This window comes from Streptomyces sp. NPDC088923 (assembly GCF_044749745.1).
Lineage (GTDB): Bacteria > Actinomycetota > Actinomycetes > Streptomycetales > Streptomycetaceae > Streptomyces.
Genome location: NZ_JBIVIO010000002.1, coordinates 34,379 through 58,396, shown reverse-complemented (window position 1 = coordinate 58,396; position 24,018 = coordinate 34,379). Strand labels below are relative to the sequence as shown.

At 72.9% G+C, this 24,018-nt stretch carries 17 protein-coding genes; 12 read left to right on the top strand and 5 right to left on the bottom strand.

Features of this window, described 5'->3' with window-relative positions:
• Positions 1–26: 26 nt before the first annotated feature.
• Positions 27–902 carry a glycosyltransferase family 2 protein gene (locus ACIP4O_RS11415; protein ID WP_401574038.1) on the bottom strand — a complete coding sequence of 292 codons (876 nt, stop codon included), beginning with the start codon at positions 900–902 and terminating at the stop codon, positions 27–29.
• A gap of 416 nt (positions 903–1,318) precedes the next feature.
• Here ACIP4O_RS11415 and ACIP4O_RS11410 point away from each other — a divergent pair, with 416 nt between their 5' ends.
• The 3 genes from ACIP4O_RS11410 to ACIP4O_RS11400 are packed head-to-tail and all read left to right on the top strand — an operon-like array spanning position 1,319 to position 5,011.
• Entirely contained in the window at positions 1,319–2,665 is a 1,347-nt protein-coding gene (locus ACIP4O_RS11410) for an ABC transporter substrate-binding protein (RefSeq protein WP_401574036.1), read from the top strand.
• A 4-nt stretch (positions 2,666–2,669) separates the two neighbouring features.
• On the top strand, positions 2,670–4,091 hold the full coding sequence (locus tag ACIP4O_RS11405) for a carbohydrate ABC transporter permease (protein ID WP_401574034.1): 1,422 nt from the start codon (positions 2,670–2,672) through the stop codon (positions 4,089–4,091).
• Positions 4,088–5,011 (top strand): carbohydrate ABC transporter permease, encoded by a 924-nt coding sequence (locus tag ACIP4O_RS11400; protein WP_401574032.1) that lies wholly within the window; start codon positions 4,088–4,090, stop codon positions 5,009–5,011. Before ACIP4O_RS11405 ends, ACIP4O_RS11400 begins: the two co-directional genes overlap by 4 nt.
• 247 nt (positions 5,012–5,258) lie before the next feature.
• On the opposite strand, the gene ACIP4O_RS11395 is transcribed toward ACIP4O_RS11400, so the two are convergent.
• Positions 5,259–6,212 carry an MBL fold metallo-hydrolase gene (locus ACIP4O_RS11395; protein WP_401574030.1) on the bottom strand — a complete coding sequence of 318 codons (954 nt, stop codon included), beginning with the start codon at positions 6,210–6,212 and terminating at the stop codon, positions 5,259–5,261.
• A gap of 254 nt (positions 6,213–6,466) precedes the next feature.
• On the opposite strand from ACIP4O_RS11395, the gene ACIP4O_RS11390 reads away from it, so the two are divergent.
• The 5 genes from ACIP4O_RS11390 to ACIP4O_RS11370 all read left to right on the top strand — a co-directional run bounded on the left by ACIP4O_RS11390 (position 6,467) and on the right by ACIP4O_RS11370 (position 10,961).
• Complete coding sequence (locus ACIP4O_RS11390; protein ID WP_401574028.1) at positions 6,467–8,146, top strand: hypothetical protein; 1,680 nt, start codon at positions 6,467–6,469, stop codon at positions 8,144–8,146.
• Positions 8,143–9,732, top strand: coding sequence for a glycosyltransferase (locus ACIP4O_RS11385; RefSeq protein ID WP_401574026.1), 1,590 nt, complete (start codon positions 8,143–8,145; stop codon positions 9,730–9,732). Before ACIP4O_RS11390 ends, ACIP4O_RS11385 begins: the two co-directional genes overlap by 4 nt.
• 143 nt (positions 9,733–9,875) lie before the next feature.
• Positions 9,876–10,253, top strand: coding sequence for a peptidase inhibitor family I36 protein (locus tag ACIP4O_RS11380; RefSeq protein ID WP_401574024.1), 378 nt, complete (start codon positions 9,876–9,878; stop codon positions 10,251–10,253).
• 124 nt (positions 10,254–10,377) lie between these two features.
• Positions 10,378–10,572 (top strand): ribbon-helix-helix protein, CopG family, encoded by a 195-nt coding sequence (locus ACIP4O_RS11375; RefSeq protein ID WP_361331981.1) that lies wholly within the window; start codon positions 10,378–10,380, stop codon positions 10,570–10,572.
• Positions 10,569–10,961: a type II toxin-antitoxin system death-on-curing family toxin gene (locus ACIP4O_RS11370; protein WP_401574021.1), complete on the top strand. Its 393-nt coding sequence runs from the start codon at positions 10,569–10,571 to the stop codon at positions 10,959–10,961. Before ACIP4O_RS11375 ends, ACIP4O_RS11370 begins: the two co-directional genes overlap by 4 nt.
• Positions 10,962–10,997: 36 nt before the next feature.
• On the opposite strand, the gene ACIP4O_RS11365 is transcribed toward ACIP4O_RS11370, so the two are convergent.
• Together ACIP4O_RS11365 and ACIP4O_RS11360 are read right to left on the bottom strand one after the other, a co-directional pair.
• Positions 10,998–11,720, bottom strand: coding sequence for a leucine-rich repeat domain-containing protein (locus ACIP4O_RS11365; protein WP_401574019.1), 723 nt, complete (start codon positions 11,718–11,720; stop codon positions 10,998–11,000).
• A gap of 71 nt (positions 11,721–11,791) precedes the next feature.
• The gene (locus ACIP4O_RS11360; protein ID WP_401574017.1) at positions 11,792–12,526 is read right to left on the bottom strand and encodes a TetR/AcrR family transcriptional regulator; all 735 of its coding nucleotides are present in this window, start codon (positions 12,524–12,526) and stop codon (positions 11,792–11,794) included.
• 130 nt (positions 12,527–12,656) lie between these two features.
• Here ACIP4O_RS11360 and ACIP4O_RS11355 point away from each other — a divergent pair, with 130 nt between their 5' ends.
• The 4 genes from ACIP4O_RS11355 (at position 12,657) to ACIP4O_RS11340 (ending at position 18,669) form a co-directional block, all read left to right on the top strand.
• Entirely contained in the window at positions 12,657–13,637 is a 981-nt protein-coding gene (locus ACIP4O_RS11355) for an ABC transporter permease (RefSeq protein ID WP_401574015.1), read from the top strand.
• Positions 13,630–14,517, top strand: a complete 888-nt coding sequence (locus tag ACIP4O_RS11350; protein ID WP_401574013.1) for an ABC transporter ATP-binding protein — start codon at positions 13,630–13,632, stop codon at positions 14,515–14,517. Before ACIP4O_RS11355 ends, ACIP4O_RS11350 begins: the two co-directional genes overlap by 8 nt.
• Before the next feature lie 148 nt (positions 14,518–14,665).
• Positions 14,666–16,945: a CDP-glycerol glycerophosphotransferase family protein gene (locus ACIP4O_RS11345; RefSeq protein ID WP_401574011.1), complete on the top strand. Its 2,280-nt coding sequence runs from the start codon at positions 14,666–14,668 to the stop codon at positions 16,943–16,945.
• Positions 16,942–18,669 (top strand): glycosyltransferase family 2 protein, encoded by a 1,728-nt coding sequence (locus ACIP4O_RS11340; RefSeq protein ID WP_401574010.1) that lies wholly within the window; start codon positions 16,942–16,944, stop codon positions 18,667–18,669. The genes ACIP4O_RS11345 and ACIP4O_RS11340 overlap by 4 nt, the downstream gene beginning before the upstream one ends.
• Positions 18,670–18,744: 75 nt before the next feature.
• On the opposite strand, the gene ACIP4O_RS11335 is transcribed toward ACIP4O_RS11340, so the two are convergent.
• Entirely contained in the window at positions 18,745–23,715 is a 4,971-nt protein-coding gene (locus tag ACIP4O_RS11335) for an NAD-glutamate dehydrogenase (RefSeq protein WP_401574008.1), read from the bottom strand.
• Between the last annotated feature and the right edge of the window lie 303 nt (positions 23,716–24,018).

The following is a 24,018-nucleotide window of genomic DNA, read 5'->3' as shown; positions in this document are numbered from 1 at the left end:
TCCGGGGCGGAGGGTTCGCGCGGGGCTCAGAGGAGCGGCGGGCGTCCGAGCCTCGTCATGCGCCACACCGTGCGCCACCGCATCGGCCGGCGCGGGCCGCAGGGCCCGCGTACGCCCTCCGCGAAGCCGCCCCACCAGGCGCGCAGCGCGGCGAGGGACGGGGTGCGCAGGGTCGTGAGGAGTGCCCAGGCGGCGAGGTAGACGGGGACGAGCGGGGCGGGGAGGCGGCGGTGGGCGAGCCAGACGCGGTTGCGGGCGGTGTGGCGGTAGTGGCCGGGGTGGCGCGCGGGGGACGTACGGGGGTGCTGGAGGACGAGGCCGGGCTCGTAGCGGATCGTCCAGCCGTCATCGAGGGCGCGCCAGGCGAGGTCGGATTCCTCGTGGCCGAAGAAGAACGCGGCGGGCCACAGCCCGATCCGCCGCAGCATCGGCATCGAGAGCGCGTGCCCGCCCCCGAGGAACGCGGTCACCTCACCACCCCGCAGGGGGTCCCCGGCCCGCAGCCGGGGCACCCAGCGCCGTTCGGTGTGCCCGTGCTCGTCCGCGACCCGGAACCCGACGATCCCGAGCCCGGGGTCCTCGGCGAAGAGCCGCCGGACCTGCCGGAACACGTCGTCCGCGATGAGCAGTCCGTCGTCGTCGAGTTCCACGACGACATCGACGTCACCGGAGTCGCGCAGCAGCTCCAGCGCCACGTTCCGTCCCCCGGGACACCCGAGGTTCTCCGCGAGCGGCACCTTCGTCGCTTCGGTGGCGACCTCGTCGAGCGACGTGGCGTTCCCGACGAGCACGACCCGCGCGGCCGGGACGTCCTGCCTGCCGGCCGAGGCGAGCAACGCGTCCAGCTCCTGCGGCCGCGTCCCCATCGTGACCACGACGACACCGATACGGGGCAGGGACATACGACGTTCTCCCGGGGGCGATAACTGCCGAGACGCGACCCTATCGCCCCCACGGCATCCTCGGCGCCCGGCTCCGCCTCGATGGCCTCGATCAGTTCCCGTACCTGAGCGTGCACCGCTGCGGCCGCCGCCCGCTCCGCCGCGTCCCCGAGAACCCCTCTTCCGGGTCACAGCCCGATCACAAAGCGTCGTGTCCCCGCAGGTCGCCGTCTCCCGCCCCCTTGTCCCCCCGAGCGGGCGGGCGTAGATGTGCGGGGAGGGGGAAGAGGTTCCCCTCTCCCGGCAACCTCCGGGAGGCGAGCCGTAGTTGGAGTGGGACGGAAGAGAACGGGGCGATGATGCACGCACCTCTTCGGGATGCACGGACGCGCGAGGCGAGAGGCTCTGGGAGGCGGCGGTCGCGCGGACTCGCGCTCATGGCGGTCGCGGCCGGGACGGCGGTCGCGCTGACCGCCTGCGGAAGCGACGGGGACAGCGGCAAGGACAAGGACAGCGACACGAAGAAGCCGTCCGCTTCCGCCGAACAGACCTCCACCGGCGTCCAGTTGCCCGAGCTCGACGGGCAGACCGTGAAGATCGCCGCCGTCTGGAGCGGGGCCGAGCGGGACGCCTTCGAGAAGGTGCTCGCCGACTTCGGGAAGCGGACCGGGGCGAAGACCGAGTACGTCGCCGCGCAGGACCCCGTCATCGGCTTCCTGGAGTCGAAGATCGCAGGTGGCGGCCAGCCCGACGTGGCCATGCTGCCGCAGGTCGGCGCGATCCAGCAGGCCGTGGAACGCAAATGGGCGAAGCCCGTGGGGGCCGAGGCGCAGGCCGAGTTGAAGAAGAACTACGGGCAGGGCTGGCAGGATCTCGGCGCCGTGGACGGCAAGCAGTACGGCGTCTACTTCAAGGCCGCCAACAAGTCCCTCGTCTGGTACAACACCGCCGTCTTCGACAACGCGGGCGCCGAAGTCCCCACCTCCTGGGCAGACTTCCTGAAGACCGCGCAGACGGTCGCCGACTCCGGCGTCACCCCCGTCTCGGTCGCGGGCGCGGACGGGTGGACGCTCACCGACTGGTTCGAGAACATCTACCTCTCGCAGGCGGGCCCGGAGAAGTACGACCAGCTCGCGCGGCACGAGATCAAGTGGACCGACCCCTCCGTGAAGCAGGCGCTCACGACGCTCGGCCAGCTCTTCGGCAAGCCCGACCTGCTCGCGGGCGGCGCGAAGGGCGCGCTCGCCACCGAGTTCCCCGCCTCCGTCACACAGACCTTCACGGGCGGCGACCAGCCGAAGGCCGGGATGGTCTTCGAGGCGGACTTCGTCGGCATCAACATCGCAGAGACGGAGGCGAAGATCGGTACCGACGCCAAGGTCTTCCCCTTCCCGGCCGTGGGCGGCGGGGAGGCTCCCGCCGTGGTCGGCGGGGACGCGGCCGTCGCGCTCAAGGACTCCAAGGGCGCGCAGGCGCTGCTCACTTACCTCGCCTCGCCCGAGGCGGCGGCGATCTGGGCGAAGACCGGCGGCTTCATCTCACCGAACAAGGCGCTCGACACCGGCACGTACCCGAACGACGTGCAGCGCGGCATCGCCGAGGCCCTGATCAAGGCCGGGGACGACATCCGCTACGACATGTCGGACCAGATGCCGCAGTCCTTCGGCGGCTCGCCCAACAAGGGCGAGTGGAAGGCTCTTCAGGACTTCCTCGCGAAGCCGAAGGACGTCGCCGCGATCCAGCAGCGCCTGGAGCGGGACGCGGCCAAGGCGTACAAGGACTGACGGGATGGCCGCCGAAGCGGCGGGGGGCGCCGGTCCCGTACCGGTGCCCCCCGCGTCCCGCAGCGGGGGCGTGCCCACGCCCCGTACGTCGCCCGAGCCTCCGAGATCCTCGCGGGGCAGAGGGCCGAAGTCCGTTACCCGCACCCGCCGTTCGCTCGCCGTCCTCTTCCTGCTCCCCGCGCTCGTCCTGCTCGGCGCGCTCGTCCTCTACCCGATCGTGTGGAACGTCGTACGGAGTCTCTTCGACTCCTCGGGGGACGGCTTCGTCGGACTCGGGAACTACCGCGAGATGTTCTCGGACCCGAACATCCGGACGGCGATCAAGAACAACGCGATCTGGCTCGTCGTGGCACCGACCGTCGCGACGGCGCTCGGTCTCGTCCTCGCCGTCCTCACCGAACGCATCAAGTGGGGAACGGCGTTCAAGCTGCTGGTGTTCATGCCGATGGCGATCTCGATGCTCGCCTCGGGGATCATCTTCCGGCTCGTGTACGAGCAGGACCCCGACCGGGGCGTCGCGAACGCGGTCGCCGTGACCGTCCACGACACCTTCGCGCAGTCCTCCGCCTTCCCGAAGGCCCACCCGCGCCCGCGCTCGGCGCTGGAGGCGGTCAAGGGCGGCGCGTTCCTGACGAAGGAGCCGGTACGGGACGGGACGCCCGTCCTCCTCCCGCTCGTCGGTGTCGCGCCCGACGTCATGCCCGGCAGCGCGAAACCCGCCGCCACGCCGGAGCGCGCGGGCGGCGGCGAGATCACGGGCACGGTGTGGCAGGACTTCACGAAGGGCGGCGGCGGCACGCTCGACAAGGTCGACCCGAAGGAGCTCGGCTACCCGGGGATGCGGGTGGAGGCGGTGAAGGACGGCGAGGTCGTCGCCTCGGCGAAGGCCGGCGCGGACGGCCGCTTCACGCTCCCGGCGAAGGCCGACGGAGCCCGACTCCGGCTCCCCGCCGACAACTTCCGCGAACCGTACGGCGGCATCAACTGGCTCGGGCCCTCGCTCGTCACGTGGTCGGTCATCGGCGCGTACGTGTGGATGTGGGCCGGGTTCGCGATGGTGCTCATCGGCGCGGGACTCGCGGGCCTGCCGCGCGAACTCCTCGAAGCGGCACGGGTGGACGGGGCCGGGGAGTGGCAGGTCTTCCGCCGCGTCACCGTGCCGCTGCTCGCGCCCGTGCTCGGCGTCGTACTCGTCACGCTCATGATCAACGTGCTGAAGATCTTCGACCTCGTGTACGTGATCCCGCCGGGCTCCGCGCGCGACGACGCGAACGTCCTCGCCGTCGAGCTGTACAACACGGCCTTCGTGGACGGGGACGCGGGCGTCGCGAGCGCCATCTCGATCTTCCTGTTCCTCCTGGTGGTGCCGGTGATGCTGCTCAACATCCGCAGGCTGCGCAGGGAACGCAAGGAGGAACGCCGATGACCGCCGCCGTACCGGGGACGACGGTCCCTGAGCCCGGAAGCCCCGAACCCCCCCGACGAGCGGGCAGGGGCGAGTCGTTCGCCGCCCGCGCCGCGCGCCTCGCGGCGGGCGGTGTGCTGCGCGTCTTCCTCCTCGTCGTCGCCGTGTTCTGGCTCGTGCCGACGATCGGGCTGCTGATCTCCTCGCTCCGCTCGCCCTCCGACATCGCCGACGACGGCTGGTGGAAGGTCCTCACGAGCCCGGCCCAGCTCACCGTCGAGAACTACGGCAACCTGCTCGACAACAGCGCGATCACCCACAGCCTGTGGTCGACGGTCCTCATCACCGTGCCGTCCACGCTCCTCGTCGTCCTGATCGGCTCGCTCGCCGGATACGCCTTCGCCTGGATGGACTTCCCCGGGCGGGACGGCTGGTTCCTGCTCGTGGTCGGGCTGTTGGTCGTGCCCGTGCAGGTCGCGCTGCTGCCGGTGTCCAAACTCTTCGGCTGGATAGGGATCTTCGAGTCGACGATCGGCGTGATCCTCTTCCACGTCGCCTTCGGGCTGCCCTTCGCCGTCTTCCTGCTGCGGAACTTCTTCGCGGAGATCCCGCGCGAACTCCTCGAAGCCGCACGCCTCGACGGCGCGGGCGAACTCCGCCTGTTCACGAGGGTGGTGATGCCGCTCGCGGGCCCGGCGATCGCCTCGCTCGGCATCTTCCAGTTCCTGTGGGTGTGGAACGACATGCTCATCGCGCTGATCTTCGCGGACTCCGGCAGCCCGCCGATCACGGTCGCGCTCCAGCAGCAGGTACGGCAGTTCGGCAACAACGTGGACATCCTCGCCCCGGGCGCCTTCCTGTCGATGCTCATCCCGCTCGTCGTCTTCTTCGCCTTCCAGCGGCAGTTCGTGTCGGGGGTGATGGCGGGGGCGGTCAAGTAGCGCGCGGGGGGCCGCCTTTCGCGTACGTACGGGGCGGGGCGGCCCCTTCGCGCGGGCGAGCGGCGTACGGGGCGAGGCGGCCCCTTCGCGAAGGCGAGGCCACGCCCCTTCGCGCGCGCGGAACGCCTCGGGCCCGCGGTGCAGCCGCCGCGCGGAGGCCCCGCCGAGAGCGAGGAGCTCCCCCACACGGCGTACCGCGTACGGGGCCTCGACCCCGGGGCGGGGCCCCCTCAGCCTCCCCCGGACCTCAGCCCTCCACCGGTGCTCCGGGGCCCCCGGCACCCCCGGCACCTCCGGCGTCCTCCGCGCCCTCGGCGTCCAGAGGCCGCCAGGCCGGCCCCGGGCCGCCGCGCCGGACCCGGCCGAACACGACGTCGGCGAAATGGACGCCGAAGCCGATCGTGCCGGGCTCCTCCAGCTCGGCCACGAGGCGGCGGCGGTGCGCGGCGGCAGCGGCGGGATCGTCGTCCCAGACGCAGGACCACTCCGGGTGGTCCACCTGGATCGGCGCGTGGAGCGAGTCGCCGAAGGCGATCAGGCGGCGCCCGCCGCCGGTGATCACGAACTCGGTGTGCCCGGCGGTGTGCCCCGGGGCGAACCTCGCCCGTACGCCGGGGAAGATCTCCTCCCCGTCGGCCACCGTACGGACCTGCGGCGCGAGCGTGGCGGCGGGCTCCTGCGCCGTCTCCCCCGCCCGCGGCGACCCGTGCCGCTCCCACTCCGGCTCGGCCACCAGGTAGGCGGCGCGCGTGAAGGCGGGGCGCCCGGCGCCGGGGGCAATGTGGGCGGCCCAGCCGACGTGGTCGGGGTGCAGGTGACTGAAGGCCACCGCTTCGATCCGGTCCGGGTCGCGGCCCAGCGCGGCGAGGTTCTCCAGGAGTGCGCCCCCGCGCACGGGGCCGTTCGGCGTCGCCGGATCGGCGGGCATCGCGTACGGGCCGAGGCCCGCGTCGATCAGCAGCGCGCGCTCGCCGTGCTCGACCAGGAGGCCCCCGACACTGGCCACGAGGTAGCCGGAGGCTTCCAGGTACTCGGGATGCTCCGCCCAGGTCCGCTCCGTGGAGTCCGGCAGCCAGGCGCCCGGCCGCCCCAGCAGCACCCCGTCCGGCACGTACGACACCTTCGTCCCGCCCAGCCGCAGCGAGCCGCCCGTCGCCGGTCGCCGCAGCCGCTCCTCGGCATAAGCCGATGAGTCCACCATGTGTCCCGTCCCCCTTTTGTCTCGTCGCTCGCGTGATGTCGTCCCCAAGCATCACCGATCACGCGCGCCGGGAGGCGGTCCTGCCGGGAGACGGTCCCGCCGGGGCTCCCCGTCGTGAAGCGAGGTCCCGACCCCCTCTACTTCATATTGACCAATTAATACGCTTTTAGGTGGTTTATTACCCCTCCCCGTGGGACGGATCTCCTGTCCGGCCCGTACGGGCGCCGCGTCCCACGAGAGGAACCCCGTTCGCCGTGGATTCCACCGACGCCCGGGCCCCGCGCACCCCGCACGACCCCACCCCGCGCACCCCCGCCCCGCCCTCCTCACCGCCCCGCCTCCACCGGCGCCGCAATCCGCCGGGCGCGACCGCGAGCCGCGCGCTCGGCCGCTGGCGGCCCACCCCCTTCTTCGTCTTCGGCGGGCTCTTCTGGATCGGCGTCAGCCTCCTCGCGCTGTCGGTGCAGGCGTGCTGCGACCTCGGGCAGCACGCGGCGGTCGTCGAACGGCTGCGCGCGAGCCTCCTGCACCCGCGCCACCCGGCGGCGGACCTGCCGGGCGCGGGCAGCCCGTACTACTCGCCGTACGCGCTCGCCGAGGGGGTGCTCGCGCGGCTCTTCGGGCTGAGCGGCTGGGAGACGGTGCGGCTCGCCGCACCCGTGAACCTGCTCGTGGTGCTGCTCGGGCTCAACGCCTTCGTGAAGCGGTTCACCGCCAGCCGCTGGGCCTCGACGATCGCCCTGGCGCTCCTGGTGACGCTGTGGGGGACGGAGCCACTCGCGTGGAGCGGTTTCGCCGGGCTCGTCTCGCTCCCGGTGGTGGCCGGCTACCCGAGCACCTTCGCACTCGGCCTCGCCCTCCTGACCTGGGCGTACGCGGCGCAGCTGACCGACCCCGAGCGCGCGGACCCGCCCTCGCGGTGGGCGCGGGGCGGGCTCGGGGCGCTGTGCGGGGTGCTGCTGCTCGTGCACCCGGTGAGCGGGGTGGCCGGGGTGCTGGGGGCGGCGGTGCTGGTGCTCGCGCGGGTACGCGGCGGAGCCGACAGCCCCGTACGGCACGCCACCTCCGCGCGCACCGCCTCCGCCCGTACCGCCCTCCGCGCCTGGGCGGCCTGGTGGCCCGTCCCCGTCGGAGGCCTCCTCGTCGCGCTCGCCTGGCTCCCCTGGTTCGACGTCCTCATGCTCGGCGCCGATTCCGCCGTGCTCGATCCCACCCACGCCGCGCTCTACACCGACGTCCTCGCGCGCTTCTGGCTCCTCGGCCTCCTCGCGCTCCCCGCCTTCGCGCTGCGCCTGCGCCGCGACCCGCGCGACGCGCTCACGTGGATGTGCGCGGCGTGCGTCGCCGTCGCGGCGTACGGCTGGGGGTCGGGGCACTTCACGTACGGGCGGGTCCTCGGCCTCGCCGTGCTGCCCGCGCAGGTCGCGGTGGCCGTGGAGGTGACGCGGGCGGGGCGCGGGCGGGCCCTGAAGGGGCTGGCGGTCGTGGCGGCGGCGGGGACGGGCTTCGTGTTCGCGCAGTCCGGCGCCGTACTGCCGGAGAAGTGGACCCCGCCGCAGACGCGGCGGCTGCCCGAGTGGGCCTCGTACGCGTGGGCCGCCTCGTCCGTCCGTCCGGGCGAGCCGGTCCTGACCGACCAGCGCGAAGGCGTGCGGAGCCTGCCGGGCTTCGGGATCGACACGGTCGCGCCCGTGTGGTCGGACCCCGCGCTGCCCGAGAAGGAGCGGCGGGCGCGGTGGCGGGCGACGCACCGGTACCTGTCGGGGCGGGCGGGCGCGGCGGAGCGCGCGGAGATCGCGCGGCGGTACGACGTCCGGTGGCTGCTGCTCTCGCGGTGGCAGCGGGTCCCGAAGGAGGCGAAGGTGCTGGACTTCAGCCGCGATACGGGCGAGGTACTCGCCAAACTCCCCGCGCGAGAGGGGAGTTCGCGATGACCCCCGAGGGCGGTGTCTCGGTCGTCGTGATCGGCTACAACGACGCCGCGCACCTCGCCGAAGCGGTCGACTCGGCGTGCGGGCAGGGCGATGAGGTCCGCGAGGTGATCGCCGTCGACGACTGCTCGACGGACGACAGCCCTCGCCTGCTCGACCGTCTCGCCGCGCGCGAGCCGCGCCTGCGCGTCGTGCGCCGCACGGTCAACAGCGGCGGCTGCGGGACCCCGCGCAACGAGGGCCTGGAGCTCGCGACGGCGCCGTACGTCCTCTTCCTCGACAGCGACGACGTGCTCCCGCCCGGCGCGGTGCGGGCCCTCCTGCGCGCGGCCGAGGCGCACGACGCGGACGTGGCGGGCGGCCTGTGCGTGCGCCGCGAGCTGCCGGGCGGGCGTGAACTCCCCTGGCAGCGCGAGCTGTACGCGAAGGAGCGCACGCTCGGCGAGCCCTCGGCGCTCCCCCGGATCGCCGCCGACACGCTGTGCGTGAACAAGCTGTACCGCACGGAGTTCCTGCGCGCCCACGCGATCCGCTTCCCGCCGGGGCGCTACCTCTACGAGGACTTCGTCTTCACGGCACGGGTCCTCGCGGCCCGCCCGCGCATGGTGCTCGTACCGGACCGGGTCTACGTCTGGCACGTACGGCGGGACGAGCGGCGCCGCTCGCTCTCGCTCGACCGGGACGGCGTCGAGAACTGGCACGCACGGGTGCGGGCGCACCGGCAGGCGGTGGCCGAGCTGTCCGGGCAGCCGCGCCTCGTGCGGGCGGCGCGCGCGGGGTTCCTGGATCGCGGACTGCGCATGTACGTACGGGAGTTGCCGCGTCACGACCCCTCGTACCAGCGCGCCTGGTGGGACCTGACGCGCGCCTACCTGACGGCGTTCTCGCCCGCGGACATCGCCGCGGCGGTCGCTCCGGCGCGCACGGCCGCGGCGGTGGTGCGGAACGCGCTCGCGCCGCGCGATCTGGGCCGCCTGCGCGACCTCGTCTCGAAGCCGTCACGCCTCCTGCCCCCGTACGCGCGCGACGAGGCCGGTTCCCCGGTGTGGGCCGCCGACCTGCCCGGCGTCTCGCTCGCCCGCCTGGAGCGCACTCCGATGGACCGCCTGCCGCTCGCGGTGGACGCGATCCTGAAGCCCGCGGCGCGCGGCAGCCGCTTGCGGCTGCGCCTGCACGAGCTGTACGGGCGGGTCGAGGACGCGGGGCCGGTCGCGGTCCAGGCGGCGCTGGTCCACCGCGACACGGGCCGCGTCGTCCAGCGCCGCAGCGCGAGCCTGGCCGCGGGGCCGACCCCCGGCACCTGGACGGCCTCGCTCCGCCTGCGCCTGACGGAGCTGGAGGCGGGCACGTGGGACGTGTGGCTGATGCTCGCCTTCGCGGACGGCACCACGCGCACCACCCGCCCCCGCGCCCTCCCCTCCTCGGGCCACCTGCGCCGCACCGCCATCCCGAGCCGCCGCCACGGCCTCGTCCTGATCCACCCCTACGCCACCCACTCCGCCGCCCTGGCACTACGCGTCGCCCCGGGAGCACGGGGCATGGGGGACGTGGTGCGGCGGAAGGTGGGGAGGTGGGTGGGGGTGGGGTGAGGGGGCGCGGGGACGCGCTCGCGGGCGGTCGGGGGACGGGTCGGTGGTGTGTGCTGGGGTGGTGGGGCGTTTTCGCCGGGGGTGGGGTGGTGAGGCTGTTCGCGGCAGGGGGAGAGCCTTCCGACCAGTCAGAGGAGCGCCTCATGCGCCGTATGTCTTCGCTCGCCGTGTCCGCCGTCGCCCTGAGCGTGGCGGCGCTCGGCGCGGTCCCGGCGGCTTCCGCCGCACCCCGGCAGAGTCCGGCGGCCTACAGCTGCAACCCCGGGTACTTCTGCGTCTACGACGGCTGGAACGGGACCGGGGCCCGGTGTCAGTGGTCCCAGTCGAAGCTGGCCAACACCGCCGACAACTGCTCGTTCATCCAGCGCGGCAAGAACGTCCGCTCCGTCTTCAACCGCACCGGCCACCGCGTCCAGTACTACACCCAGACCAACTACAAGCACCGTGTCGGCTCCACGCCGAAGAACGGCAAGGGCAACCTCCAGGGCAACTACCAGATCCGGTCCTTCAAGCCGCAGTAGTCCTCGGGGACGGGGTGCGCGGGCCGCTTCCCGGTGACGACGGCTCGCGGCCCCCACTCCCCCGCCGTACGGCGGAACCCTCCGGCTTCGGCGACGACTGATACCAGAGCGGTATCATCGACTCATGGCGATGACACTACGGCTCCCCGAGGACCTCGACGCGAAGCTCACCGAACGCGCCCGGCGCGAAGGGCGCAGCAAGCAGGAGCTGGCCATCGAGGCCATTCGCCAGGCCCAGGAGCGGACCGAGCTCAGGGTCGAGGACGTCCTGGCCGAGCTGATGACCAGCGACGCGGAGATCCTGGACTACCTGAAGTGACCGAAGTCCGTTACCTCCAGGTCGACGAGATCCTGGCCATCGCCCGCGCGGTGAACGGCACGGCACACAGCGTGCGCGACATGGGACTCCTCGTGTCGGCGATCGAGCGTCCGCGCACCGATGTCTTCGGAGTCGAGCTGTACCCGACACCGCACGAGAAAGCGGCGGCCCTGCTGCACGCCGTCGCCCGCAACCACGCCCTGACCGACGGCAACAAGCGCACCGCCTGGCTCGCCATGCGCGTCTTCCTCCGCGTCAACGGCGGGAGCGCGGACACCGCTCCGCCGCCGGCCTCGGAAGCGGGCCCGTTCGTCGAGGACGTCGCCCAGGACACGATCGGCGTCCCGGAGATCGCGAAGCGGTTGTCACTCTGGTTCCCGCTTTCCTGACGAGGCCGGACGGGACGCCTTGCTCCGGTAGCGCCCTCACCTCAGGACGAAGCAGCCCCTCGCCTCCAGTTCCCCCGCCAGCCCCGCCGGGATCTCGCACGGGTTCCAGCGCAGGTCCAGTTTCTCCAGGGCCGGGAGGGACGTGATCCAGGGCGGGAGCGCTGTGAGGCGGTTGCCCCGCAGGTCCAGGTGGCGCAGGCGGGGGAGGTGGGCGAGGGCCGGGGGGAGGGTGGTCAGCGCGTTGTCGCGCAGTTCCAGGAGGCGCAGTTCCCGCAGGCCCGCGAGCGTGGGCGGGAGGCTCGTCAGGCGGTTCGCTCCGAGGTGGAGTTCGCGGAGACGGGTCAGGCTTCCGAGGGAGTCCGGCAGGTGCGTCAACTCCGCTTCGCGTACGCGCAGTTCCAGGAGACCGGCCATGCGGCCGAGTGTGTCGGGGAGTGCGCGCAGCGGGTTCTCACCCGCGTTCAGGTAGCGGAGGCGGGTCAGGGCGCCGAGCGAGGCGGGGAGTTGCGTCAGGCGGTTGTCGTGCACGTACAGGCAGCCGTCCATGCCCGTCAACGAGCCGAGCGCGGACGGCAGTTCGGTCAGAGCGTTGTGGCCGAGGTCCAGCGTGCGCAGGGCGGTCAGCCTCGCGAGGGCGGGCGGGAGCGCGGTGAGGTCGTTGTCCGCGAGGATCAGCGTCGTGAGGTCCGTACGGGTCAGGACCTCGGGCGGCACCGCGCCCAGGCGGCGGCGCCACAGGTCCAGCGTCACGGTGTTCACGCGCTCCGTATTCACGCGCTCCGTGTTCACGCGCTCCGTGTTCACGCGCTCCGTATTCACGCGCTCCGTGCTCACGCCCCGCGCAGCCCCGCCGCGACCGTCTTCGCCAGGGCCGCCGGGTAGCCGCGGTTCGTCCTGGTGCGGACGACCAGGACGCGCCAGTACAGCGGGCCCGTGATCAGGTCGAGGGCGAGGTCGCGGTCCAAGGCCGCGCGGATCTCGCCACGCGCCGCCGCCGCGTCCAGGACGCCCTGGGCCACGCTGCGCTGTGCCTCGCGCAGGGCCTTCTCCAGGGCCTCCTGGAGGTCCGGATTGCGCGCCGCCTCGGCGAAGAGGTCGGGGACGATCTGGGACGCCGCCGGATGGCGCAAGGCGCGCGAAGCGACCTCGTAGAGCAGGCGCAGGTCCGTTTCGAGCGATCCCGTGTCGGGCGCGGGCAGGCCCTGGAGGGCTATCGCGGAGACCAGGTCGAGCACGAGGTGCAGTTTCGAGCGCCAGCGGCGGTAGACGGCCGTCTTGCCGACGCCCGCGCGGCGCGCCACGCCCTCGATCGACATGCGCCCGTAGCCGACGGCGGCCAGCTCGGCGAAGACGGCGGCGCGGATCGCCTCGGTGACGTCCTCGCGCAGCACTGCGGCACCGGCGGGGGCCCGCCGCGCCTTGCCGGAGGAGGCCGCCGCGGCGCCGCCCTCACCCGCACCCGTACCGCCGCCGTCGCCCGCACCCGCACGGCCGCCGGGCACCGCCTCCGCCCCGTCCGTTTCCCCGCCGTCTTCCTTCGCGCCACTCGCCATGCCTTTCAGCATAGGCGGGGCACGACGAAACGGTTGCGTTGCGACGTCCTACCGGCCTAGGCTGCGCAACGACGATACGGTTGCGTTCCGACGTAACGGCGTACCTACGACGTACCGACGTCCCCCAGCGAAGGCGGCGCGTGTGAGCCAGGTTCTCGATCCCCTCCCCCCACGGCAGGACCCCCCGCCGGGGGCCGCGACGGGCGCCACCGCGGCTCCCGGCCTCCCCGCGACCGGCGGCGGTCCCGACGCGGAGCTGAGCGGCGCCCAGCTCGCCGCCCGTTACGGCCTCTCCGTCAGCGGCGCGCGGCCCCCGCTCGCGGAGTACGTGCGGCAGCTGTGGAGCAGGCGGCACTTCATCCTCGCCTTCTCGACCGCGAAGCTGACCGCGCAGTACAGCCAGGCGAAGCTCGGCCAGCTCTGGCAGGTCATGACCCCGCTCCTCAACGCGGGCGTCTACCTGCTGATCTTCGGCCTGCTGCTCGGCACCAGCCGGGGCGTGCCCGACTTCGTGCCGTTCCTCGTCACCGGCGTCTTCATCTTCACGTTCACGCAGTCGTGCGCCATGGCGGGCACCCGCGCGATCTCCGGCAACCTCGGCCTCGTCCGCGCGCTGCACTTCCCGCGCGCCTCGCTGCCGATCTCGTTCGCGCTCCAGCAGCTCCAGCAGCTCCTGTACTCGATGATCGCGCTCGTCGTGATCCTCTTCGCCTTCGGTGTGTGGCCGCGGCCCTCGTGGGTGCTCGTGGTGCCCGCGCTGGTGCTCCAGTTCGTCTTCAACACGGGGCTCGCGCTCATTCTGGCGCGCGTCGGCGCGAAGACGCCGGACGTCGCGCAGCTCATGCCGTTCATCACGCGGACCTGGATGTACACCTCCGGCGTGATGTTCAGCCTCAACCACATGCTCGCCAAGCACGACCTGCCGGGCTGGGTGCACACGGTTATGCAGTGCAATCCCACGGCGGTCTTCATCGACCTCACGCGCTTCGCGCTCATCGACAGCTTCCACGCCGACCAGCTCCCGCCGCACGTGTGGGCCATCGCCCTCGGCTGGGCGCTGCTGAGCGGCGTCGGCGGCTTCGTCTACTTCTGGAAGGCCGAGGAGAGGTACGGACGTGGCTGAGACTCGTACGGAGAAGACGACCCCCGCGGCCCAGGGGAGCCCCGCTCCCACCGGCGGCCGCACCCCCGCCGGGGCCCCCGTCCCCGCTGATGCTCCCGCCGATGCCGCCGCACCCGCCGCCGGTGCCCGCCGCCCCACCGTCATCGCCGAGAACGTCGACATCGTCTACCGCGTCAACGGCGCCAAGGGCGGGCGCGGCTCGGCGACCGCCGCGCTGAACCGGCTCGTACGGCGCCAGGGGCCCGGCGGGCGGCAGGTGCACGCCGTGCGGAACGTGTCGTTCACGGCGTGGCGCGGCGAGGCGATCGGGCTCATCGGGAGCAACGGCTCCGGGAAGTCGACGCTGCTCAAGGCGATCGCCGGGCTGCTCCCCGTCGAGTCGGGCCGCATCTACACGGACGGGCAGCCCTCGCTCCTCGGCGTCAACGCGGCGCTCATGAACGACCTCACGGGCGAGCGGAACATCGAGCTGGGCGGCCTCGCGATGGGCATGAGCCGCGCGGAGGTGCGTGAGCGGGCGCCGCAGATCATCGAGTTCTCGGGGATCAACGAGAAGGGCGACTTCGCGAGCCTGCCGATGCGCACGTACTCCTCCGGGATGTCGGCGCGGCTGCGTTTCTCGATCGCGGCCGTCAAGGACCACGACGTGCTCCTCGTGGACGAGGCGCTCGCGACGGGCGACGCGAGCTTCCGCAAGCGCTCCGAGGCGCGGATCAGGCAGCTGCGCGAGCAGGCCGGGACGGTGTTCCTCGTGAGCCACAGCAACAAGTCGATCCGGGACACGTGCGAGCGGGCGCTGTGGCTGGAGCACGGGGAACTGCGGATGGACGGGCCCACGGCGGAGGTCCTGCGGGAGTACGAGAAGTTCTCGGCGCGCTGACACCGGCGGGGCCCAGGTCCCCGGCGGGCCCGGACCCGTCGCGGGCCCGCCGCCCCCGGGCTCACCCGCCACCCGAACAGCCCACACCGCAGGAAACCGCCCCTTTCCGGACGCACACTGACCAGTGCCGAGGGAAAGGGGCCCCACCGTGCCGCCACGTGTCACCGTCATCGTTCACGGACCCGACGTCCGCGGCTCCTTCGCCGAGTGCCTGGCCGGGGTGCTGCGTCAGCTCCCCCCGCCCGGAGACGGCGGGGACGGCGGGGACGGCCGCCGCGGGGGCCGGGAGCCCGGGGCCGAGGTCGTCGTCGTGCCGACCGACGCGGAAGCGCGCGAGGCGACCGCGCGGGCGGTGGCGAGGGACGGGCCGCTCGTCGTCGTCGAGGTGCCCGAGGGCACCACCGAGGCGCAGGCGCGCGTCGCGGGGGCGCGGCGGGCGGGCGGCGAGTGGTTGCAGTTCGTCGCGGGCCGGGACCGGCTCCCGGCGGGGAGCCTGCACGCGCTGACCGGCGCGATCCAGCTCTGCTCGGTCCCCGCGGGCCGCCACCGCGCCGACGTGATCCTCCTCAACCACACGCGCTCGACGTGGTCGACCGACGGCACCCCCTCCCCTGACGGTCCCCTCCTGGACAAGGCGGGGCACAGCCCGCTGCCGCTCGTGACGCTCCCCGGGCTGCTCCGTCTCGCGCCGCTGCTCGGCACGCGCCTCGTGCGCGCCTCGTTCTGGCGGGCGCACGAGGAGGTGCTCACGGCGGGGAACGCGCTGTACACGGCGTACGCGCTGCTGCTCCTCGCCGACCGCGTCGCGTGCAGCGACCAGCTCGCGCTCGACGCGCGCACCCAGCGCGCCGCGACGCTCCCGCCGCCCGCCGCGAGCGGCCCCGAGGGCCGCGTCGAGCCGTACGTGGCCGCGTACCGCCTCCTGGAGCCGGGCCCCGCGACCGCGCCGCTGCGCCGCACGCTCTACGACCTCATGACCGAGGACTGGCTGCACATCATCGCCCGCGAACAGCGGGGCCACGACCGGGGGTTCTTCTTCGCGGCGGCCGAGGCCGCGCGCGCCTGCAAGCCGGAGGGCCACCGGGCGCCCGAGGGCGTCGAGGGGGTGCGGCAGAAGCTGCTCGAAGCGGGCTCGTACGAGCGCTACGTGCGGCTCGCCGAGTTCAACGACCGGCGCAGGCACTGGCGTTCGCTGGCGCTGAAGCAGAAGCGCAGGGTCGGCGCGAAGGTCCGCGCGCACCGCGGCCGCGCCGCCCGCAAGGCGCCGCTCGACCCGGACCTCGCCGTGTTCACCGCGTACTGGAACAGGGGCGTGACCTGCAACCCGGGCGCGATCGCCGCGAAGCTCGCCGAGATCGCCCCGCACATCAAGCCCGTGTGGATCAGTGGCCGGGCCCGCGTGCCGCTGCTGCCGCCGGGGACCGAGCACGTCGTGCCGGGCACGCCCCGCTACCAGGAGGCGATGGGCCGCGCCACGTACCTCGTCAACAATGTCAACTTTCCCACGGGTTGGGAGAAGCGGCCCGGGCAGCTCCACCTCCAGACGCACCACGGCACCCCGCTCAAGCGCATGGGCCTGGACCAGATGCCCTACCCGGCCGCCGCGCACGGGCTGGACTTCCGGCAGTTGCTGCGCCGCGTCGACAAGTGGGACTACAGCCTCACCTCGAACCGGCACTCGACGCTCATGTGGCGCCACGCCTACCCCTCCGGGTACACCGAGCTGGAGCACGGCTATCCGCGCAACGACGTGTACTACACGGCCGGCCCGGAGCTGGTACGTGCCGTGCGGGCGCGGCTCGGCATCGCGCCCGGGGTGCGGGCCGTGCTGTACGCGCCGACGCACCGCGACTACGAGAGCGAGTGGCACCCCCGGCTCGACCTCGCCCGCCTCACCGAACGCCTCGGCCCCGGCACGGTGTTGCTCGTGCGCGGGCACTACTTCTACTCCTCCAGCCCGAGCGAGCTGGCCGGGCTGCGCGCGACCCGCCGGGTGCTCGACGTCTCCGCGTACGAGCCGGTGGAGGAACTGGCCCTCGCTGCCGACGCGCTCGTCACGGACTACTCCTCGATCATGTTCGACTACGCCCACCTGGACCGCCCGATCGTGGTCTACGCCGACGACTGGGAGATCTACCAGGCCACGCGCGGCGTCTACTTCGACCTCCTGGAGCGGCCCCCCGGCGCGGTCGCCCGCAGCGAGGAGGAGCTGACCGAGATCCTCGCGGGCGAGGCCTGGCGCGACGCCGCCGCGCACGCGGCACGCACCGCCTTCCGGGAGCGGTTCTGCGCCTTCGACGACGGACGCGCCGCCGAACGCGTCGTCCGGCGCGTGTTCCTGGGCACCCCGGACGCCGAACTCCCGCCGGTGCTGCCGCTTTCGGAACGCACTCCCGCTCCCCACCCCGAGGAGGCCGTGTCCGCATGACCGCGACGCCGACGACCGATCAGAAGAACAACCCTGCCGTGGCGGCGACTTCGGCGACACAGCCGCCGCCCCCCGACGTCGCCGTCGTCGTCATCGCCTTCAACGACGCCGACCGCCTGCCCCGCGCCGTGCGCAGCGCCCTCGCGCAGAGTCACCGCGCCCTCGAAGTCGTCATCAGCGACGACCACTCCACCGACACGACCCCCGAGGTCGCGCGCTCGCTGGCCGCCGCCGACCCGCGCGTGCGCCACCTGCGCCTGCCCGAGAACAGCGGCGGGTGCAGCGCCCCGCGCAACCGCGCCCTCGACGTCTCGACGGCCCCGTACGTGATGTTCCTCGACAGCGACGACGAACTCCCGCCAGACGCCGTCGCCAAGCTCCTCGCCGCGCACCGCGCGCGCGAGGTCGACTTCGTGATGGGCGCGGTGCGCAGGGTCCGGGTCGACACGGGCAGGACCTCCTTGTGGATGCCCCACCTGGTGACCGAGCGGCGCACGGTCGAGGGCATCGACCAGGAGCCGGAGCTCCTCTTCGAGCACCTGTCGACGTCGAAGATGTACGCGCGCGCCTTCCTGGACCGCGCCGGGCTCCGCTTCCCCGAGGGCATCCACTACGAGGACCAGCTCTTCTCCGCGCAGGCGTACTGCCTCGCGCGCGCCTTCACGGTCATCCCCGAGCCGGTGTACGTGTGGTACATCGAGCCGTACGCGGCCACCGGGAGCGCGTCGATCTCCAACCAGCGCGACCGCCTGGAGAACGTCGCCGACCGCATCCATGTCCAGCGGCTCATCGACGAGTTCCTTCGGACGAGCGGGCACGGCGCGATCCGCCCGGAGAAGGACTACAAGTTCCTCAAGCACGACTTCCGCATGTACGCGGGCGACTTGCCGCGCCGCGACGACGCATGGCTCACGGGCTTCGCCGAGTTGGTCACCCCGTACCTCGACACGCTCTCCCCCGCGGCGTACGCGCGGCTGCCGCGCACCGAGCGCGTCGTGCTGCGGCTCGTCCGGGACGGACGCCTGGAAGAGGCCCGGCGCGCCGCGCGCGGGCTCGGCCTGCCCGTCGGCCCCCGGCACGTGAGCCACGACGAGGAGGGGCACGTGTACTGGGGCGAGCCGCTGCCCGAGTCGCAGGAGGCGCGCACGGAGCTGGACCTGAGCGAGGAGGGCGTCGAGGCGGGCCCGCTCTCGGCGGCGCTCTTCCGGCACGAGGTACGGGACCTGGAGACGGGCCCCGGCACGGCCCTGCGGTTCACGGTGCGCACGTACGACCCGCTCCTGCGGCTCCCGGTCGGCCCGCAGGTGGCGCGGCTCGCGCTCGCGCCCGGCGGCAGGCGGTACGAGGTCGCCTTCCGCATCGACCCCGTGCTCCCCGGCGTCTTCGAGGGCCGGGTGCGCTTCGACCCGGGGCAGGCGCCGCTGCCCGTCCAGGGCTTCGACGGCGTCCGCCACCCGGTGGTCGAACTGCGGCAGGGGCGCGGGCGCCACACCGCGCCGCTCCTGGGCCCGCTCGACTTCACCCCGGTCTCCTCCCGTCCCCGCGCGTACGGCGGGACCGTCGAGCACGTGGTGACGGTCTCGCCCGAGGCGGCGGGCTCGGCGCGGATCGAGGTCCGCTGGCGCCCCGCGGGCCCCACGGCGAAGCTCGGCCCGCTGGCGGGCCGCCTGAGCCGGTCGGTGGTGTCCAGGGCGGCGAAGGTGATCCGGGGGGCGCTGCGCTGACAGCGGGTACGGATACGGGTACGGGGGCGGCCCCTTCGCGAGAGACCGCCCCCGTACCCGTACTACCGCGTCAGCTCACCCGTGCGCCCGCAGCAGCGTCCGCATCGTCCGCATGGCCACCGACAGGTTCGCCAGGTCGAAGCTGTCGCTGCCCTGGATCTCCTCCAGGGTCGCCCGTGCGCGCGTCAGGATCGGCGCGTTCTTGCCCGCCCACACCTCGAAGCGCCGCTCCGGGCTGTCGCCCGGCTCGCCCGCCGCGAGGATGTCCTGCGTGAGGCCCGCGTGGGCCGCGTACAGGTCCTCGCGGATCGAGGCGCGCGCCATGGACTGCCAGCGGTCCGCGCGCGGCAGTTCGATGATGCGGTCCATGAGCTGCGTGATCCCGAGCCGGTCGGCCAGGTCGTAGAAGACCTCCGCGACGGCGAGCGGTTCGCTGCCCGTGCGCCCGGCGACGGCGACGACGTCGAGCGCGGGGAAGACCGAGGAGAAGCCCGCGACGCGCGCGGCGAGTTCCTCGGGCACGCCCTCGTCGGTCAGTTCCTTCAGGATCGAGCCGTACCACTCGGCGTCCGCGCCGCGCAGCAGTTCGGGCAGGCGTGCCCAGACCGCGCGCACGTCGTCGCGGAACGCCTCGACGGTCTCGGCGAGTTGCAGGGGCTGCGGCCGGTTGTTGAGCAGCCAGCGCGCCCCGCGCTCGACGAGCCGGCGGCAGTGCAGCCGGATCCGGGTGAGGACAGCGGCGGGCACCTCGTTGTCGAGCCGCTCGACCGCGTCCCACACGGCGCCGAGGCCGAAGATCTCGCGTGCGACGAGCTGCGCCCGCACGATCTCCTCCAGCGAAGCGCCGGTCTCCTCGCGCAGGCGGTGCAGGAAGGAGATGCCGCCGGAGTTCACCGTGTCGTTGACGAGAACGGTCGTGATGATCTCGCGGTGCAGCGCGTGCGCCTCGATCTGCGCCGCGTACTGCTCGCGGACCTCCTCGGGGAAGTAGGCGAAGAGCAGTTGGCGCAGGTGGGGGTCGTCGGGCAGCGAGGTGCCGATGAGTTCCTCGGCGGCGGTGATCTTCGTGTACGCGAGGAGCACGGCCAGCTCCGGCTGGGCGAGCCCGCGCCCGGAGTTGAGCAGTTCGCGCACCTGCCGGTCGCCGGGCAGGAACTCAAGGGCACGGTCCAGGTGGCCGTCCTTGACGAGGCGGCGCATGAGGCGCTGGTGGGCGTGGAGCAGGCTCGGCGCCTCGGCCTCGGCGTTGGCGAGTGCCACGTTCTGCGCGTAGTTGTTGCGCAGGACGAGCCGGCCGACCTCGTCGGTCATGCTCGCGAGGAGCTCGTTGCGCTGCTTGACGGTCATGTCGCCGTTCTGCACGACCGCGTTGAGCAGGATCTTGATGTTCACCTCGTGGTCGGAGGTGTCCACCCCGGCGCTGTTGTCGATCGCGTCGGTGTTGATCCTGCCGCCTGTGCCGCCGTTGCCCTGGCGCGCGAACTCGATGCGGCCGAGCTGCGTGAGCCCGAGGTTGCCGCCTTCGCCGACGACCTGCGCGCGCACGTCGGCGCCGTTGACGCGGATCGCGTCGTTCGCCTTGTCGCCGACCTCCGCGTCCGTCTCGGTGCCCGCCTTGACGTACGTGCCGATGCCGCCGTTCCACAGCAGGTCCACGGGAGCCTGGAGGATGGCCCGCATCAGCTCGGCGGGGGTGAGCTTGGAGACGCCTTCGTCGATGCCGAGGGCGCGCCGGATGTGCGCGTTGACCGGGATCGACTTGGCGGTACGGGGGAAGACGCCGCCGCCCGTGGAGAGCAGCTGGGTGTCGTAGTCGGCCCAGGACGAGCGGGGCAGCTCGAAGAGGCGGCGGCGCTCGGCGTAGGAGGTCGCGGCGTCGGGCTCGGGGTCGACGAAGATGTGCCGGTGGTCGAAGGCGGCGACGAGGCGGATGTGCTCGGAGAGCAGCATCCCGTTGCCGAAGACGTCCCCGGACATGTCGCCGACGCCGACGACGCGGAAGTCCTCGGTCTGGGTGTCGTGCCCCAGCTCGCGGAAGTGCCGCTTGACGGACTCCCAGGCGCCGCGCGCCGTGATGCCCATGCCCTTGTGGTCGTACCCGGCCGAGCCGCCCGAGGCGAAGGCGTCGCCGAGCCAGAAGCCGTAGTCCTCGGCGACTCCGTTGGCGATGTCCGAGAAGGTCGCGGTGCCCTTGTCGGCCGCGACGACGAGGTACGTGTCGTCCCCGTCGTGCCGCACGACGCGCTCCGGCGGGACGACCTTGCCGCCGACGAGGTTGTCGGTGATGTCGAGCAGCGCGGAGATGAAGGTCTTGTACGCGGCGACGCCCTCGGCCATCCAGGCGTCGCGGTCCTGGGCCGGGTCGGGCAGTTGCTTGGCGACGAAGCCGCCCTTCGCGCCGACGGGCACGATGACGGTGTTCTTGACCATCTGCGCCTTGACGAGCCCGAGGATCTCGGTGCGGAAGTCCTCGCGCCGGTCCGACCAGCGCAGCCCCCCGCGCGCGACCTTTCCGAAGCGCAGGTGCACGCCCTCGACGCGCGGCGAGTACACCCAGATCTCGTAGGCGGGACGCGGGGCGGGCAGGTCGGGGATGGCCTGCGGGTCGAACTTCATCGACACGTAGGCGTGCGGCTGCCCGTCCTCGCCCTTCTGGAAGTACCCGGTCCTGAGCGTCGCCTTGATGACGGTGAGGAAGCTGCGCAGGATGCGGTCCTCGTCGAGCGAGGCGACCGAGTCGAGCGCGCCGTCCAGCTCTTCGAGCAGCCCGTCCGTCAGCTCGGTCCCCGCGCTGCGGCGCTCGGGCGACAGGCGCGCCTCGAAGAGCGAGACGAGCAGGCGGGTGGTGTGGATGTTGGTGCGGAGGGTGTCCTCCATGTAGTCCTGGCTGAACGTCGCGCCCGCCTGGCGCAGGTACTTCGCGTACGCGCGCAGCACCATCGCCTGCCGCCAGGTGAGCCCGGCGCCGAGGACGAGGGCGTTGAAGCCGTCGTTCTCCGCCTTGCCGCTCCACACCGCGCCGAACGCCTGCTGGAAGCGCTCGCGCGCCTCCTCGCCGATCGGGTCGCTGCTGCCGTCGGGCATCCGCAGGCCGAAGTCGTAGATCCAGGCGGTCGTACGGTCCGCGCAGCGCAGCTCGTACGGGCGCTCGTCGACGACCTCGACGCCGAGGCGGGTCAGCACGGGGAGCACCGAGGAGAGCGAGATCTCGCCACCGAGGCGGTAGATCTTGAAGCGCTTCTGGCGCGGGGCCGCGCCGAGCGGCTCGTAGAGCGAGAGGGCGGAGTCCTCGGTGCCCTCGCCGCCGCGCAGCCCCTCCAGGTGGGCGAGGTCGGCGACGGCCGCGCGCGGCGAGTGGTCGGCCTTGTAGCCCTCGGGGAAGGCGTGCCCGTAGGTACGGAGCAGTTCGGCGGCGCGTTCCTCGCCGAACTCCTCGCGCAGCGCCTCGCCGAAGCCGTCGAGCCACGAGCGGGTCGCGTCGATGAGCCGCTGCTCGATGCGCGCGGCCTCGCCGTCGCTGAGGTCGGGGACCTCGGTGCCGGGCGCGACGCGGACGACGAAGTGCAGCCGGGAGAGGACGGATTCGGTGTTCCAGGCGGTGAAGTCGACCGTCTCGCCGCCCAGTTCCTCCTTGAGGATGTCGATGACCCGCAGCCGCACCTCGGTCGTGTAGAGGTCGCGGGGCAGGTAGACGAGCGCGGAGTAGTAGCGCCCGTAGACGTCCTTGCGCAGGTAGAGCCGCAGGCGGCGGCGCTCCTGGAGGTAGAGCACGGAGGTGACGACGGGGAGGAGTTCCTCCGGGGTCGTCTGGAACAGCTCGTCGCGCGGGTACGTCTCCAGGATCTGGAGCAGGTCGCGGCCGTCGTGGCTGTTCGGGGTGACCCCGGCGGCGCGCAGGACCTCGTCGACCTTGCGGCGGACGACGGGGACGCGCTTGACGGACTCGGTGTAGGCGGCCGAGGAGAAGAGGCCGAGGAAGCGGCGCTCGCCGATGACCTCGCCGTTCTCGTCGAACTTCTTGACGCCGACGTAGTCGAGGTAGCTGCGGCGGTGGACCGTGGCGCGGCTGTTCGCCTTGGTGAGGACGAGGAGCGTGTGCTCGCGGGCCTTGGCGCGCGCGTCGGCGGGCAGGCGGCCGAAGCTCGGGCTGACGGGGTGTTCCTCGGCCCTGTCGTGGTGCGGGTCGGAGCGCAGGATGCCGAGGCCCGTGCCGGGCACGGGGGCGAGGGCGTCGTCGGCGACGAGGTCGTACTCGCGATAGCCGAGGAAGGTGAAGTGGTCGGCGGAGAGCCAGCGGAGCAGTTCGCGGGCCTCCTGGACCTCCTGGTCCCTGAGCCCGGCGGACGCGGGGCCCTTGGGGAACTCGTCGGGGAGGTGGTCGGCGACGCGGAGCGCGCAGTCGCGCATCTTGTCCCAGTCCTCGACGGCCTCGCGGACGTCGGAGAGGACCCGGAGCAGGGCGGTGGTGATCTGTTCGAGGTCGGCGCGGTCGCTCTCGCGGTCGATCTCGACGTGAATCCACGACTCGGTGAGCAGGTCGTGCGCGGCCTCGGCGGGCGGCTCCGGGAAGACCTCGACGAGCTTGCCCGCCAGGTCGCGGCGGACGGTGAGCTGGGGGTGCACGACGGCGTGGATGCCGCGGCCCTGCCGGGACAGCTCGTTGGTCACGGAGTCCACGAGGAAGGGCATGTCGTCGGTGACGACCTCGACCACCGAGTGCGGGGACGACCAGCCGTTCTCGTCGACGGTCGGGGTGTGCACCCGTACCTTCGCCGTGCCCTGCGGGCGCTCGGCCGCGAGCTTGAGGTGGGCCAGCGCCGCGCCGTAGAGGTCGTCGGGCTCACGGCCCTCGACGTCCTCGGGGGCGGTGTGCCGGTAGTAGCGCTGGAGGTAGGGGAGAACGCGGGCGCTCTCGAAACCGGGGGTCCCCGGCGAGATGCCGGCCGGAACGGTGATCGGCGGGTGGCCGCCCGTCGTCGGGTTCTCAGCGAGTCGGGCCGCCCGTTCGAGCAGCTCGTCCTTGGCATCGTCCAGCTTGGTCCGCATGATCCTCTGGCTCCTGTCGCGCGCCGTTGCGTGACGTAGAAGGAAGGTGGCGGCGGCACGTTCCCGCCGTGCCGCCTCTGCCGGTACCCGTGCCCTCGGCGGCCGGAGCGGCCGCCTCCGGCTGCGCGCCGTACCCGCGCGGTCGTTCAGCGGCGCCCGGGGCACGGAGTGCGTGCGCCGGGCGAAGGGCGGGGGCCTCGATGCCCGCACGGCCTATCGCGCTGATCACGGACCCAGGCTAACGCTCCCCGCCGGGGCCGCGTCATGAGCCGTATGTGTACAAATCACGGCCGTGGACTTTGA

What these genes read in the sequence shown, in the direction of transcription:
- ACIP4O_RS11415 (WP_401574038.1), bottom strand. Translation starts at nt 902, where the DNA reads ATGTCCCTGCCCCGTATCGGTGTCGTCGTGGTCACGATGGGGACGCGG.
- ACIP4O_RS11410 (WP_401574036.1), top strand. Translation starts at nt 1,319, where the DNA reads ATGGCGGTCGCGGCCGGGACGGCGGTCGCGCTGACCGCCTGCGGAAGC.
- ACIP4O_RS11405 (WP_401574034.1), top strand. Translation starts at nt 2,670, where the DNA reads ATGGCCGCCGAAGCGGCGGGGGGCGCCGGTCCCGTACCGGTGCCCCCC.
- ACIP4O_RS11400 (WP_401574032.1), top strand. Translation starts at nt 4,088, where the DNA reads ATGACCGCCGCCGTACCGGGGACGACGGTCCCTGAGCCCGGAAGCCCC.
- ACIP4O_RS11395 (WP_401574030.1), bottom strand. Translation starts at nt 6,212, where the DNA reads ATGGTGGACTCATCGGCTTATGCCGAGGAGCGGCTGCGGCGACCGGCG.
- ACIP4O_RS11385 (WP_401574026.1), top strand. Translation starts at nt 8,143, where the DNA reads ATGACCCCCGAGGGCGGTGTCTCGGTCGTCGTGATCGGCTACAACGAC.
- ACIP4O_RS11380 (WP_401574024.1), top strand. Translation starts at nt 9,876, where the DNA reads ATGCGCCGTATGTCTTCGCTCGCCGTGTCCGCCGTCGCCCTGAGCGTG.
- ACIP4O_RS11375 (WP_361331981.1), top strand. Translation starts at nt 10,378, where the DNA reads ATGGCGATGACACTACGGCTCCCCGAGGACCTCGACGCGAAGCTCACC.
- ACIP4O_RS11360 (WP_401574017.1), bottom strand. Translation starts at nt 12,526, where the DNA reads ATGCTGAAAGGCATGGCGAGTGGCGCGAAGGAAGACGGCGGGGAAACG.
- ACIP4O_RS11340 (WP_401574010.1), top strand. Translation starts at nt 16,942, where the DNA reads ATGACCGCGACGCCGACGACCGATCAGAAGAACAACCCTGCCGTGGCG.
- ACIP4O_RS11335 (WP_401574008.1), bottom strand. Translation starts at nt 23,715, where the DNA reads ATGCGGACCAAGCTGGACGATGCCAAGGACGAGCTGCTCGAACGGGCG.